The sequence below is a fragment of the Ralstonia sp. Ralssp135 genome, assembly GCF_047304345.1.
Taxonomy (GTDB): Bacteria; Pseudomonadota; Gammaproteobacteria; order Burkholderiales; family Burkholderiaceae; genus Ralstonia; species Ralstonia chuxiongensis.
The window spans coordinates 150,074-163,857 of the sequence record NZ_JBGLYZ010000008.1 but is presented as its reverse complement, the minus strand read 5'-3'; the positions used below and the strand labels follow the sequence as shown (position 1 = coordinate 163,857).

The following is a 13,784-nucleotide window of genomic DNA, read 5'->3' as shown; positions in this document are numbered from 1 at the left end:
ACCGGGGGGATGGGCGGGCTGGGCGAAGCCATTGCCATCCGTCTGTACGCGCAAGGGCATCGCGTTGTGGTTACCCATTCGCTGGGCAATGCGCATGTGACCTCATGGGTGGCAGAACAGCATGCCTACGGGCGCCTGTTCCAGACGTTCGCGGTGGATGTGGCCGACTACAACGCTTGCCAACGATGTGCATCTGAGGTGCTTTCGATCGTGGGCCCGGTCGACATCCTGGTAAACAACGCCGGTATCACGCAGGACATGACCTTCAAGCGCATGACCTTGGAGGCCTGGCGGAACGTGCTTGCCACCGATCTCGACTCCGTCTTCAACATGACCAAGCCGCTGTACGAAAACATGATCGACCGTGGTTGGGGCCGCATCATCAACATCTCGTCGGTCAACGGATCGCGGGGTGCGTTCGGGCAGACGAACTACGCGGCGGCCAAGGCCGGCATACATGGGTTTACCAAAGCGCTGGCCCTCGAGTGCGCCGCAAAGGGCGTGACCGTCAACACGATCTCGCCCGGTTATCTCGCCACGCGAATGACACGCGATATTCCCGGCGAGATCATGCAAGAGCGGATTCTTCCGCAGATCCCGGTAGGCCGTCTCGGTCGGCCCGAAGAGGTTGCGGCCCTGGTGGCTTTTCTCTGCGGCGAGGACGCTGCCTACATTACCGGTGCCAACCTGGCCGTAAATGGTGGCTTGCACATGCAGTAGTGCGCGTGCACAAGCACGATGCCTCAAGAGTGTGATTCACGTTTGCCATTGGCTTGCACGAGCATGCGTTCCACGTGCGAGAAGGCCTCGTGAAGCGCGACGTATGGATCCTCGTTGGACGTATTGCTCGAAACATGCGTCTGATGCGGTGTGAACACCTGGACGTTGACGTCGAACGGCTTGCCCTGGTGCTGGTGCTTGGCGCCCACGGCAAGGCTGACGCGGCAGCGCATCAGATCGGCGCGAATACGCTCCAAGCGGTCTGCATGATTGATCACCGCTTCTTCGACGGCCTTGGAATGCGGAAGACCCTGGAAGGAAATATCGACTGGGACACTCATGGTTTGGCTCCGGTTGCTCTGGATACTGATGTAGAAATTCATGTGTTCATTCTTGATCGCTCGATTTCCGGCACCTTGACTCGGATCAACCCGATGGGCACGGCGTACGTCATGTTGCGGTGCGGATACAGACTGGCCGAGGTGGTGTGCACATGCGCTCGTCACATAGTCCGCTTCAACAACGGAAGCAGCGTCTCGAGCGAGTGTGTATTGAGTACGTCTGCTTGCCCCAGCCACGCACGGCGGGCTTGCGTGACCCCCAGGGGCAGGTTCGTCAGATCGGCCGGGCTGTGCGCGTCGGACGCAATGCTCACGAGCACACCTTCCGCCTTGGCCAGGCGGCATCCACTGTCGGACAGGTCCAGGCGTGAGGGCTGGGCATTGGCCTCAACGTAGCAGCCGCGCTGTGCAATGGCGGTCAGGACCCGCTTGAGGTCAACGTTGCAGGCGTTGCGCTCGCCGATCAGGCGGCCTAGCGGGTGGGCAAGGATGGTGAAGTGGGGATGATCGAGCGCACGAAGAATGCGCGACGTCTGTTGGTCGGCCGGCAGGCTGAAGTGGCTATGAATTGCGCCCACGACAAGATCCAGGCGCCCCAGCACCGAATCCGGCAGGTCCAGTGACCCATCCTCCAGGATGTCGACTTCAACGCCCTTGAGCAGCACGGGCCAACCCTCGTGTTCGGCGTTGAAACGGTCAATGGCATCGGCTTGTGCTGCCAGGCGGTCCGCCGTGAGCCCATGTGTTACGCGAATGCGTGGCGAATGGTCGGTCACTGCCAGGTATTGATAGCCCAGCAGGCGCGCCTGCGCCGCCATGGCTTCGAGGCTGGCGGTGCCATCGCTGGCGGATGTGTGGGTATGGAGATCCCCCTTGATGTCGCTCTGTTCAACGAGGGATGGTAGTGAGCCGGACTGCGCAGCCGCGATCTCTCCTTGGTCTTCACGCAGCTCCGGACAGATCCAAGGCAAGCCCACTGCACGATAGACCGATGCTTCCGTCTGTCCGGCGATACGCGCCTTTCCTCGGAAAACACCGTATTCGTTGATCTTCAGACCCTGGGCCTGCGCAAGCTTGCGCAGTGCGATGTTATGCGGCTTCGATCCGGTGAAATACACCAGCGCCGCGCCGAAAGCGTCGGAACGCACCACGCGCAAGTCCACCTGCATGCCGTTTTTCAGGACGACGCTTGCGCGGGTGGGCCCCGCTGAGATTCGGGTGGCGACCTCGTTGTAGTGCACGAAATGCTCAACGATCTGGGCGCGTTTTCTTCCCGTGATGAGCAGATCCAGATCCCCCACGGTGTCTCGCCCCCGCCGGTAGCTGCCGGCAACGACGAGCTGGTCGACCAGGCCACTTGCCAGCAGGTAATGCGTCAATGCGTCGGCGCACGGCTTGGCGATTGCCAAACCATAACGGCGATCGCGCGCCAGGCGTGCGTTGAGTGCCTCGATCAATCGCTCTTCGCTTCGGGGGCCGAAGCCATGCAGCTCGCGAATGCGGTGCGCCACTGCTGCCCGAGCCAACTCATCCAACGATGTGATGCCCAGCTCGTGCTGCAGAGCACGGGCCCGCTTTGGGCCCAGCCCAGGCAATTGAAGCAGTTGAAGCACGTACGATGGCACCTCCGTACGCACACGTGTGAGCATGGCGCAGGTTCCCGTTTCGACGATCTCGCGCATCTTGGCCGCGAGGTCCACTCCAACACCCGGCAAGACGGTCAAGTCGGCGCCGCGTGCCAGCATGGCGTCAACGCCTTCCGTCATGCCTTCGACCATGCGGGCAGCATTGCGGTAAGCACGTACCCGAAAAGGGTTGGCCTCCTCAACCTCTAATAAATCAGCGATTTCGTTGAAGATCGCAGCGATGGCCTGGTTCGCGGGGTACTGATAAGAAGCGGCCAATGGCATGGGTCATCCTCTCGCGTGCACGTAGCTCCATGGTTCCATCTGGCCATGCCGGGGCCTTGCGGCACATCAAACGGAATGCGTGGCTTTGCAGGATCACGACACACTGTCGAACCGTCTTGCGCGAGATCAACCCGGCCAACGCGCGCGGCCGTATCGTGGGCAGAGATCAGAGGTGCCTTCATGATCAAGCTGCTCATCCTCACCAACGTGGCGGTGTTCTGTGCAGAGCTCTTTGCAGGAGACGAGCTGCTGCGTACCTTTGCGCTCTGGCCGCTCGGCATATCAGGGGCTGGCCTGCGGAGCGGATTCATGCCGTGGCAACCGCTGACATACGCCTTCCTGCACGCAAACGGCGCGCATCTGGTGCTCAACATGTTCGGGCTCTACATGTTTGGCCGCGACGTGGAACGCACCGTGGGTACACCGCGGGCCTGGCTGCTCTACGTATCCAGCATCTTGAGTGCGGCGTTCGCGCAAATCGCGTTTACGGTCTTGAGTATTCAGACGGCGGGGCCTGTCATTGGCGCTTCCGGGGGCGTATTCGGATTGATTCTCGCTTATGCCGTCCTGTTTCCCAATCGCATGATCGTTCCGTTGATCCCGCCCATCCCGATGCCTGCGTGGGTGTTTGCAACGCTCTATGCGATCGTGGAGCTGACGCTGGGCATGAGCGGCACCGAAGTCGATGTCGCGCACTTTGCCCATCTGGGCGGCATGGCAGGCAGCGGGTTGCTGCTTTGGCACTGGCTGCACGGCACACCAAAAGAGTCATAAGCGGGGCGGCGGGCGATGCGCACCATCCATCCTTCTTCGCAGGTGCGGTTGATGAACAGCTGGGTACTCTCGTTGTGTTGTGCACTTCTGATGCTTGCGTGCCCGGCTGCCCACGCAGATATGCCGGCCGTGCAGCCGCATGTGGTGGTACTCGTCTACCACCGCTTTGCATCGACGGTGGATAGCACCATGACGGTTCGGACGCAGACGTTCGAAGCACATCTACAGGCGATCGAGGCGGCTGGTTATCGCATCGTGCCGCTCGCGGACATCCTGCGCTGGCACCAAGGCGAGCAAGATGCACTGCCGGTGAAGGCGGTGGCCATTACGGTGGATGACGGTCATCGGTCTGTGTACGAGACGTTGTGGCCTGCGCTGCGCGGCCGGCACATTCCCGTAACGCTGTTTGTGTACCCGTCTGCCATTTCAAATGCCGCCTACGCAATGACCTGGCCGCAGTTGCGAGAGCTGGCCCGCACTGGCCAGTTTGACGTGCAGTCCCATACCTACTGGCATCCGAACTTCCGCGTGGAGCGGATGCACCGAAGCGCCGATGATTTCGTCAAGTTCGCCCGCGATCAGTTGCGCCGCGCAAAGGTGCGCATCGAGACAGAAATCGGCGCCCCAGTGCATTTGCTGGCGTGGCCTTTCGGCATTCACGATTCTGAGCTGGAGCGCATTGCACAGCAGGAAGGCTATACCGCAGCCTTCACGCTGGACGCGCAACCGCTGCAGGCGAGCCAACCCGCCATGGCATTGCCCCGATACCTGATCACCGATGGCTGTGGAGGGCGGTGCATGACGAACATTCTCAATGCAGCCGAGGGCAATCATGAGTAGCCGTCTGTGCCTCTGGCTTGCAGTTGCGTGGCTTTCCTGCGCGCAGCTTGCCGGCGCGGCCGAGGTCAGGGTGGTAGATGCACAGACCCACCTTCCTGTGGAAGGCGCAATCACATTCGTTCAGGGCAAGAGTGGAAATACTGATGCGGCTGGCCTGGTCGACATTCCAGCCGCGGCGGTGGATGCACGCGCGGTGGTCAGCGTCCGGGCCCCTGGCTATGCACGCGCCGAGCTGGTGCTTGGCGGCCCGCAGCCCGCAGCCGAGATCGTTCTCAAGCAGATCAAGCCCCGAGCGGTCTATCTGTCGGTACAGGGCGTGTCCAACCGATCTTTGCGCGATGCTGCCGTCGCCCTCCAGAGTGAGACAGCGATCAATGCGCTGGTGATCGACATCAAGGGCGACCGGGGCGATACACCGTACCCGAGCGCGGCCCGTGTGGCATTAGGCGCGGCCCGCGAACAGAAAAACGCTGCAGCGCGCATCAACCAGTTCGCCGCCGTGATTCGGCAACTTCGTCTACGTGGCCTGTATCTGATTGCGCGCATCGTTGTCTTCAAGGACGACCCGTTGGCCCGGGCGCACCCCGAATGGGCCGTGCGAGATCGTGATGGGGCGGTCTGGCACGATCGTGAAGATCAACAATGGATCGACCCCGGTTTCGAAGCCGCCTGGGCCAGCTCGCTTGACGTGGCGGAAGAGGCTGCACGACTCGGGTTCGACGAAATCCAATTTGACTACCTGCGTTTTCCGGACGCCAATGGCTTGCAGTTCCATCAGGCCAACACGCAAGCACACCGGGTTGCGGCCGTGACAGGTTTTCTTGCGCAGGCGAGAGAGCGGCTGCGGCCGTACAACATTTTCCTGGCAGCGGATATTTTCGGCTACGTCTGCTGGAACACCGACGACACGGCGATCGGCCAGCAGATCAACACACTGGGGGCTGTGGTCGACTACATCTCGCCCATGCTCTATCCGTCCGGCTTCACATGGGGCTTGCCGGGCGTCAGAAAACCGACAGAGAAGCCCGGCGAGATCGTTTCGCACTCCCTGGCTGAAGCGAAGCGGCGCACAGGTTTGCCGGGGGTGAGATTTCGGCCATGGCTGCAGGCATTCCGGGACTATGCTTTTGATCGTCGTGAGTTCAACGCCGAGATGATTCGCGCCCAAGTCGACGCTGCTGACGCGGAAGGTACCAACGGGTGGATGCTATGGAACGCGCGCAATCGTTACGATCCTGCCAATTTGCCGCGATAGCTGTCGTGCTGGCTGCGGTGCTGTTGGCCTGCATGCAGAGCGGGCGCGCCGAGCCAACCATCAACGCGCCAGGGCCGCTGGGCAAGCCTGTGCCCATGCACGAGCTGGAAGCCGTGGTAGCCGCGCAGATCACCGATGCCAATGTGGCCGGGGCGGTGGTCGCCATCGGTGATGTCAGCGGGGTGCGTGAACGTGTCGCGCTGGGTCAGCGGACCGTCGGACGCGACGCTGAGCCGATGACGGAAGACACCATCTTCGATCTGGCTTCCCTTACCAAGGCAGTGGCCACTTCCACGGCAGTGTTGCAGTTGGCAGAGCGCGGACGTTTGGACCTGGATGCGCCTGCCAGCCGGTACTGGCCAGCCTTCGCGGACGGAGGGAAGTCGGGCATCACAATACGGCAGTTGCTCACTCACACTTCGGGCCTGCCTCCTGGCCTGGCAGCTCGTTCGGAATTCCGGGGCCCCGCCACGGTGCTTCACGCGATCGGGACCATGCCGCCGATTTCGGAGCCAGGTCAGCGTGTCATCTACAGCGATCTCAACTATGTCGCCTTGGGCGAGATCGTCCGGCGTGTCAGTGGGGTCGGACTTGATGCATGGTGTGCGCAGCATATCTTTCGGCCGCTTGGCATGCGCGACACCGCGTTCCGCCCGAGCCACAAGGCGATCGCGCGCATCGCTCCGACCATCATTCGCAACGGACGATGGGTTCGCGGCAAAGTCCATGATCCGACGGCCGCCGCACTGGGGGGCGTCTCCGGCAACGCGGGCTTGTTCTCTACGGCAGATGACCTCGCGCTGTTCGCCAGGATGCTGCTCAACGGGGGCCGCATTGGGGATCGCCGTATCTTGCAGCCGGACAGCGTTGCCCTGCTGTTGACGCCGGACAGTTCGACTGCAGTGGAGGCGACTCGCACGCTGGGATGGGAAGTCCAGGCGCCGTTGATCCCAAACCGCTATCGCGCGCCGCGCGCCGGACTCCTCCAGCACTTGGGCTATACCGGAACCGGCTTGTGGATCGACCTGGTCACGCGCCGATTCGTGATTGTGCTCACAAGCCGGCTGTATCCGGACGAGCGGGGTAACGCCATGCCGTTGCGTGAAGCCGTGTTGAATCTGGTATCGAGCACTGCGCCGCTGCTCTCGGGCGAACAGATCTCGGTGCGTGCCCCGACCATGGCTGATGCGGTAATCAGTGCCGGACACCGCTTGCCCATGGCGGTTGGCCCCGTACGATCCGGTATCGACGTACTGGAGGCCGACGGCTTCGAACCGCTTATCGGAAAGCGGGTCGGCTTGGTCACGAACCACAGTGGCTTCGATGCACAGGGGCGGCGGACCATCGATGTACTGAGTCAGGCACCCGGTGTGCGGTTGAGCGCCATCTTTGCGCCGGAGCATGGGCTTGGCACCGATCTCGACGCTCGCTTTGGTGACACGATCGACACACGCTCTAACGTGGTCGTCCATAGCCTCTATGGCAACAGCAAGGACATACCACGCAGCGCGCTGGGCGAAATCGACGTCCTGGTGTTTGACCTGCAGGACGCCGGCGTACGCTTCTTTACCTACCTTGCGACCCTGGGGGCGACGCTGGAGGCCGCAGCGAAGGCCCACATTCCAGTGCTGGTTCTGGACCGTCCCAATCCGATAGGCGGTGATCTCGTTGGTGGGCCGGTATCCGATACGGCAGACCGCTCATTGACGAACTACGTGCCTCTGCCGCTTGTGCACGGCATGACGATCGGCGAGCTTGCCCGGCTGCTGAACGACCAGCTGCACATTGGCGCAGCGCTGCATACCGTGGCGATGGAGCGGTACGACCGCGCCATGCGCTTTGCCAACACGGGGCTGGGTTGGGTACCGCCATCGCCAAACCTGCGGGATTTCGCTGCCTTGGAGGGATATCCGGATGTGGGGTTGATCGAGGGCGCAAGTGTCAGCGTGGGCAGAGGCACGTCGGCGCCCTTCGGCATGGTGGGGGCACCGTGGATGGACGGCGCTGCAGTAACGAGAGAACTCAATGCGCTGGATACGGGTGCCACCTATGTACCCGTCCATTTCGTTCCTGCGGAAGGGCCATACCATGGCCGCTCGTGCTCGGGTGTGGCGATCCACCGGACGTCTGCGCTCACGCACCCCGGTCGCATCGGACTAGCACTGGCGCGAGTGCTGTCGCAGGACTATCCGGAGCATTTCAAGCTGGAGGCGATCCGCGTGTCCGTGGGGTCCGAGACGGTCTGGGCGATGCTGCGAGATGGCGTTTCGCTGGACGCAATCGAGCGCGCCTACATCGCACAGACCGATGCCTTCCTTTCCCAGCGGGCGGCGTATCTGCTGTATTGAAGGTGGCAGCTACGCCGACAGATGGAATGCGACAAGGCAATACCAGTTGCTTCTACTTCGTCTGATTACCGCCATCCGTATGTGGATCACGTTTGGCTTTTGCGCCTTCCGTGTACGGGTCGAACTTGCCGCTCCTCGATCCTTCCGTGTAGGGATCACGTTTGCCCTTTGCGCCTTCCGTGTAAGGGTCAAACTTGCCGCGTCTCGATCCTTCCGTGTAAGGGTCGCGCTTGGCTTGTTTGGCGCCTTCCGTATATGCGTCGCGTTTGCCCTTTGCTCCTTCCGTGTATGGATCAAACTTGCCGCTCCTCGATCCTTCTGTGTACGGATCGGGCTTGGACTGTTTGGCGCCATCCGTGTAGGGATTCACCTTGCCGGCCCGTTGTCCGTCGCTGTTCGGTGCCGTGTCGGGCTTGCCTTGTGCGTACGCCGACGTGGAGGCTGCTGCAACAACGAGCAGAGCCATCATGAGTTTTCCGCGCATTTTTTGCTCCTGCAAACAAATCAAGTTCAACCGCTGAATCAACAATCGTTTCCATCCACTGTGTGTTGTCGGATGGCTACTTTAAGAATAGGTAGCTACCAAACATCCTCGTTGACAGGAATCAAGCTCTTCTCTTTCGTCGAGGCCATGCATTGCACATGCCGTTCGGCAATCGCTAGCCATTCCGCCTGAGAGCCGTCACGCGCCTTGCGCGCTCTTGGGCCTCGTGTGCGGTTATGACGGCGCCCGGCCTTGCGTGGCCGATGCGGCTATTGCGTTGAAGGTGTTGACCAATGTTTGCCAAGAATCCAAGGACGCCAACAACAGTTGTGCAGGAGATGCAGCGGTGCCCGGCCGATGTTGGAACTGATCGTTCCACGCTGTCGCCTGGCGCAGATAAGAGCGCTGAGCGTCATTGAGGAGATCGGCCCACTGGCGAGCTGCGTTCGCGCTTTGGCTGGCTTGGAGCTTCATATAGGCGCTTTGCGCCGAGGCCAGCGTGCTCCAGTCTTTGACTGCGTCCAACTGGCCCTCCAGCTGGGACAGATTCTGCAGCGCCGTTTCCGCCATCTTGACGCGAAGGCGCGTGAGCTGAAGCTGACTATCGACGAAGAACTCGGCTGCGCGGCTGGCATCGCGCATGGTGGCGCAGGCGAGGTTGCAGACTGCATCAGTAGGCTGTGGCATCACGATCTCCGGTTGATATGACTGCAGGGTAGGCAGTTCGTCATTGCCAGACTTGACCTGACGCAAGTCGCCAGATCGGCTTGCCATACGCCCCTGATTGGGCGGCTATCGTGAGGCTGTTAGCTGCCTGGGCCAAAAGACGTTCGTCAGAGCGCGATGCGCGCCTCATTGCACTTGGTGAAGAGGCGGCCCGGTGCTTAGTCCAAATCCAATTCTGGATGGTTTGACAGGACGTCGGCACGGGAGCGGCACGCGCGCAAAGGGTCGTCCGGTCCAATCCAAGCTGCGCGCACGTTCGCGCAGACATCACGAAAACGCGCGGTGGTGATGCCCATACGATTGGCCGCCGTGGCCCAGTGTGTGAAGACTTTCGAATGCACCGCCAGATATCTGCGGCGAGCCTCCGGCTCTCGTGGAAACATGCCATCGGCGGCAGAGAAGTCGGGGCACCTGAGGTAGAGGTTGAACCAGAAAAGCGCGGCATACGCGCGGAGAATCTCCTCCACCGACTGCGGACATGTCGGATCGAAGGCGGCACGGGGGCACGGACAACTGGTCGCGCAGAAATATGTCGTATGCATGCTTGCGAGCCCCCGGTTATCCGACGTGGTGACGTTGCAGGGCCACGTAGTCCGCTTGCAGCGGATCGGTGGTGGCTTCCACCGTAACCGTCATGTCCAGCCCGACGACGCCGGGCAAGCGCAGCAGTGCAATCTTCAGGTAGGCCAGCGGGCGGGCATTGCTGACGTGGCCGGCAACGCGAATGCGCCCATGCTCCGCGCTGAGATGGATTGCGGTGGCCAACGCTGGGGCAAACCAGGAAGCGGCCGTTCTTGCCAGAACGGCAAGCGCCGGATCAGGGAGCTGACACGCACTGGCATCCGGAAGAAAGGCCGTCGCCAACGCGTCTTCGTTGATGTGCCGAGCGGGCGTCGCTCTGGAGCGCTGATGGTGGACGAAGGCGGTAGCGATCATGGCAAGTCCGGCGTGTCGAGGTGTCTTGTCATCACTGTAGAGGACGGTTCGGAAGCTCCCTTGATCGTGAACAAAGCTTGACCGGACGCCAGTGGGCTCATGAAGGCCCGAGAGCGCCGGAGCTTTGCTACGCGTATCCGGTATTGAACATGGCCGAGCTTGAAGTCTCATCCGACCGGTCAACATAGCCTTCTCGCACGTCGGCGATCATGCAATCCGTGGTCAACAACAGGGCGGCAATGGAGACGGCGTTCTGCAATGCGGTGCGCACCACTTTGACCGGGTCGACCACGCCTAGCTCCAGCATGTCGCCATAGCGATCGGACGCCGCATCGTAGCCGTGCGATCCTTCACCGGCGAGGACCTGGTGGACGACTGCCTGTGCGTCTGCTCCTGCGTTGGCTGCGATCTGCAGCATCGGCGCGGCCAAGGCGGTATCTACGATACGGGCGCCGGCGTGCTGTTCAGCGTTTGGCGCGTCCCATGCATCGATCGCGGAGCGCGCGCGTAGCAGTGCAACACCACCGCCGGGAACGATGCCTTCCTCAACGGCCGCGCGGGTGGCGTGAAGGGCATCCTGGAAGCGGTTCTTTCGCTCGTGCAATGCGGCTTCAGTTGCAGCGCCTACCTTGATGACAGCCACACCACCACTCAGGCGCGCGATCCGGTGCTGAAGCTGTTCGCGGTCGTAGTCTGTCTTTGCGTCATTGAGTTGAGCCCGCACCTGGCCCACGCGGCGTTCCACCTCGGCCTTTGCCGTATCTCCGGCGATGAGTGTGGTCGAATCCTTGGTTGTTTCCGTTCGGTGTACGCGGCCGAGCTGATCAAGCGTCGCGTGCTCGAGCGAAACGCCGGTCTGCGATGAGATGACGCTCGCACCGGTCAGCGCAGCAAGATCGGCCAGTTGTTCCGTGCGGGACTCGCCAAAGCCGGGCGAGCGAATCGCGCAACTCTTGAGCGTGCCGCGCAGGTTGTTGACTACGAGCGTGGCCAACGCCTCGCCTTCCACTTCGTTTGCAATGACCAGCAGTGGCTTGCCGGTGCCGGACACGGCTTCGAGAACCGGCAGCAGTTGGGCAATCGAACTGATCGTGGCATCGCACAATAAAACCCATGGTTCTTCGAGCACGACGGCCCGGCTTTCGGTGGTGGCAAAGAATGGCGATAGAAAGCCGCGGTCAACATGTGCGCCTTTTGCGATCTCCAACTGGTCTTCAAGCTTTGAGCCATCTTCCACGCTGATGGCGCCATCCTTGCCGACCTGCTCAACCGCGCGCGCCACCAGCGTGCCAACGGTTTGGTCTCCGCTGGCGGAAATCGTGGCGATCTGCCGCATTTCGTCAACGGTGGTGCAGGGCCGGGCCATCGCGTGGAGCTGCTGCGCAACAACAGCGCCGGCGGCCTCGATACCGCGCCTGAGCTGCATCGGGTCGTGTCCGGCTTCGACGTACTTCACGCCCTCTGCCACGATTGCGTGTGCCAGGGTGGTGGCCGTGGTGGTGCCGTCACCTGCGACCTCACTGGTGCGCGCTGCCGCCTCGCACAGCAGTCGAGCGCCCATATCGGCAAAGGGTTCGCGCAGTGAAATGGAACGCGCAACAACCACGCCAGAGTTGGCGACCATAGGCGTCATGCCCGGCCGTTCGATGATCACGTTGCGGCCGCCAGGCCCGAGTGTCACCTTGACAGCTCGGGCCAACAGGTCGATTCCGTTGAGCATCATCCTGCGTGCGGTTTGATGGAAGACGAGGGTGCGGGCTGTCATGGTCAACTCCCCTTGGATGGGATGTGCCGCAGCGTGCTGCTTCGCTCACAGAAACGGTGGGTGCCACCGCCACGAGTGGTATGCGATGCACGGGCTGCTGCTTTTCAGGTTAGCCATGACGTCATGCGCGTGTTTGGTCTGGATCAAAGGTTGCGCCATATCAACGCGCTCCAGCGCGCATAGGCCATTGTGGCTCTAGGGAAGCGAATGAACTCTCGAGGAGTCGGTCATGGTTCGGGTACACAGCCTCTTGCACGCCGCGCTGGTTGCAGCGTCCCTCTTGTCGACAAACGCGGCATTGGCGCAGGGGCCCGCCCCTGAGCAAGTACGCCCGCCGAGCCCCGATTTTTGTGCGCAACTGCGCAATGCTCGGACACCGGCAGAGCGCCGCGCGTTGATGCAGCGCATGCGGGATATCCAAGGCGTGAATGAGCCTGATCGGCTGACGGGCCGGGCACGAGGTGGCAGGCATAGCGCAATGACGAACAGGCGCTCGTGGCGAGCCATGTACGAGATGGGCTGCCTGAATGATGGTGCTTACACCGCCCGTCCCGTTCAACGTGTGCAAGGGGGCGTGGCCTATGTGTCAGGTGGGGTGGGGCAAGACGAGGTGGACGCAATGCGTAGCGTTGCGGCCGACTACAACCTGCGCTTGACGTTCGTTGAGCAAGGGGGCGCGTACGTTTCAGATGTCGACACGCGTATTCGCTCTGCAAGCGGCGCGGTGTCCCTGGCAGTCGTATCGGAAGGCCCGCTGCTCTACGTCCGTCTGCCAAGCGGTAAGTACCAAGTCAGCGCGTCTTATAACGGCGTGATACGGCAGGGCACGCTTGTCGTGCCGGGGCATGGGGCCGCCGTGCGCACCATGACCTGGCCCCGCTGAATCACTTGCCGGCCACACGCTGCAACCGATGCAACCTTGAAGCGGGCGAGGCATGCCGCCCGTCGGCGGACCTTGCCCGGCCACTTCATTTATTGATACATGCGCGGTCGAGCCGATTCCACGCGTGCCGTAAAGCGCGCGGCAAGTTCGCGGCCGAGCAGAATACCGGCACTGAATGCGAGATCTCGGGACACATAGCCCTCAGCGCTGGCCGCCGAGACCCAGGATGAACAGTCTCCATTGGGTGAAACAAATCTGCATTCACAATCCCAGCGCTTGTCGCTTCGCCGTTTTGTACGAACGTCCACCCAACCCCGCTCGGCATGAATGGTCAAGCTCATATGCCCCCCTTTGCTTCGATGATTGCACTCGATTGTTCACGGACCATCTCGCTTCGCAATACGAACTCGACGTCTTTGAACGCATCGCGAAGTGCCAGGAGGGCGTCGTCGCTGGAGGCATGGCCCGAGAGGTGGCGCTGGTGGCGTGTCATCACGTCTATGTGAACCCTGAAGGATGGGATGTGTAGCTGCTGGCGCGGTAGTTGGATCAACTTGACGCGGCAACGGGCGATCTCCTGCTGAACGCTGCCAAGGCTATTCGCCTGTTTGACGACAGCATCCTCAATTGCTTTGGAGTACGGAAAATCCCGAAATGAAATGTCCAATGCCAAAGTCACGCTTGCACTCCTTGACCCAAAATCGGACGCCGCCACGTCATCATGGGCAGCCGAGAATTTCTAGGTCAGTTCCTGTCAACCGGGGCGACGCGGCCGCAGCATGGCGGCTCGGGCCGCGAGTAG

Annotated in this window: 13 protein-coding genes; 6 read left to right on the top strand and 7 right to left on the bottom strand. The window is 61.7% G+C overall.

Translation table 11 applies throughout. The annotated features are described in order from the left end of the window. The coding region (gene phbB, locus ACCD03_RS08945) for an acetoacetyl-CoA reductase (RefSeq protein WP_413411354.1) at positions 1–720 on the top strand (720 nt) is incomplete at its 5' end. 23 nt (positions 721–743) lie between these two features. Here phbB and ACCD03_RS08940 read toward each other — a convergent pair. Together ACCD03_RS08940 and polX are read right to left on the bottom strand one after the other, a co-directional pair. Continuing rightward, positions 744–1,103 (bottom strand): HPF/RaiA family ribosome-associated protein, encoded by a 360-nt coding sequence (locus tag ACCD03_RS08940; protein WP_413411353.1) that lies wholly within the window; start codon positions 1,101–1,103, stop codon positions 744–746. 119 nt (positions 1,104–1,222) lie between these two features. Then, positions 1,223–2,971: a DNA polymerase/3'-5' exonuclease PolX gene (polX, locus tag ACCD03_RS08935; RefSeq protein WP_413411352.1), complete on the bottom strand. Its 1,749-nt coding sequence runs from the start codon at positions 2,969–2,971 to the stop codon at positions 1,223–1,225. A gap of 180 nt (positions 2,972–3,151) precedes the next feature. Here polX and ACCD03_RS08930 point away from each other — a divergent pair, with 180 nt between their 5' ends. The 4 genes from ACCD03_RS08930 to ACCD03_RS08915 are packed head-to-tail and all read left to right on the top strand — an operon-like array spanning position 3,152 to position 8,188. Next, on the top strand, positions 3,152–3,745 hold the full coding sequence (locus ACCD03_RS08930) for a rhomboid family intramembrane serine protease (RefSeq protein WP_413411351.1): 594 nt from the start codon (positions 3,152–3,154) through the stop codon (positions 3,743–3,745). A 51-nt stretch (positions 3,746–3,796) separates the two neighbouring features. Continuing rightward, complete coding sequence (locus ACCD03_RS08925) at positions 3,797–4,585, top strand: polysaccharide deacetylase family protein (protein WP_413411350.1); 789 nt, start codon at positions 3,797–3,799, stop codon at positions 4,583–4,585. Further along, on the top strand, positions 4,578–5,840 hold the full coding sequence (locus ACCD03_RS08920; protein ID WP_413411349.1) for a putative glycoside hydrolase: 1,263 nt from the start codon (positions 4,578–4,580) through the stop codon (positions 5,838–5,840). The genes ACCD03_RS08925 and ACCD03_RS08920 overlap by 8 nt, the downstream gene beginning before the upstream one ends. Further along, complete coding sequence (locus ACCD03_RS08915) at positions 5,795–8,188, top strand: serine hydrolase (RefSeq protein WP_413411348.1); 2,394 nt, start codon at positions 5,795–5,797, stop codon at positions 8,186–8,188. The genes ACCD03_RS08920 and ACCD03_RS08915 overlap by 46 nt, the downstream gene beginning before the upstream one ends. A 52-nt stretch (positions 8,189–8,240) precedes the next feature. Here ACCD03_RS08915 and ACCD03_RS08910 read toward each other — a convergent pair whose 3' ends face one another. From ACCD03_RS08910 to groL, 4 genes are all read right to left on the bottom strand, one after another. After that, the gene (locus ACCD03_RS08910) at positions 8,241–8,714 is read right to left on the bottom strand and encodes a hypothetical protein (RefSeq protein ID WP_413411346.1); all 474 of its coding nucleotides are present in this window, start codon (positions 8,712–8,714) and stop codon (positions 8,241–8,243) included. Positions 8,715–8,906: 192 nt separating this feature from the next. Further along, positions 8,907–9,425 carry a hypothetical protein gene (locus ACCD03_RS08905; RefSeq protein ID WP_413411345.1) on the bottom strand — a complete coding sequence of 173 codons (519 nt, stop codon included), beginning with the start codon at positions 9,423–9,425 and terminating at the stop codon, positions 8,907–8,909. Between the two features lie 531 nt (positions 9,426–9,956). Then, a complete protein-coding gene (locus tag ACCD03_RS08900; protein ID WP_045203919.1) occupies positions 9,957–10,334 on the bottom strand; it encodes a hypothetical protein in 378 nt (125 codons plus the stop codon). A 127-nt stretch (positions 10,335–10,461) separates the two neighbouring features. Continuing rightward, complete coding sequence (gene groL / locus ACCD03_RS08895; protein WP_413411343.1) at positions 10,462–12,099, bottom strand: chaperonin GroEL; 1,638 nt, start codon at positions 12,097–12,099, stop codon at positions 10,462–10,464. Between the two features lie 478 nt (positions 12,100–12,577). Here groL and ACCD03_RS08890 point away from each other — a divergent pair, with 478 nt between their 5' ends. Then, complete coding sequence (locus ACCD03_RS08890; RefSeq protein ID WP_413411342.1) at positions 12,578–12,982, top strand: carboxypeptidase regulatory-like domain-containing protein; 405 nt, start codon at positions 12,578–12,580, stop codon at positions 12,980–12,982. Between the two features lie 337 nt (positions 12,983–13,319). Here ACCD03_RS08890 and ACCD03_RS08885 read toward each other — a convergent pair whose 3' ends face one another. Beyond that, on the bottom strand, positions 13,320–13,661 hold the full coding sequence (locus ACCD03_RS08885; protein ID WP_413411341.1) for an HPF/RaiA family ribosome-associated protein: 342 nt from the start codon (positions 13,659–13,661) through the stop codon (positions 13,320–13,322). Between the last annotated feature and the right edge of the window lie 123 nt (positions 13,662–13,784).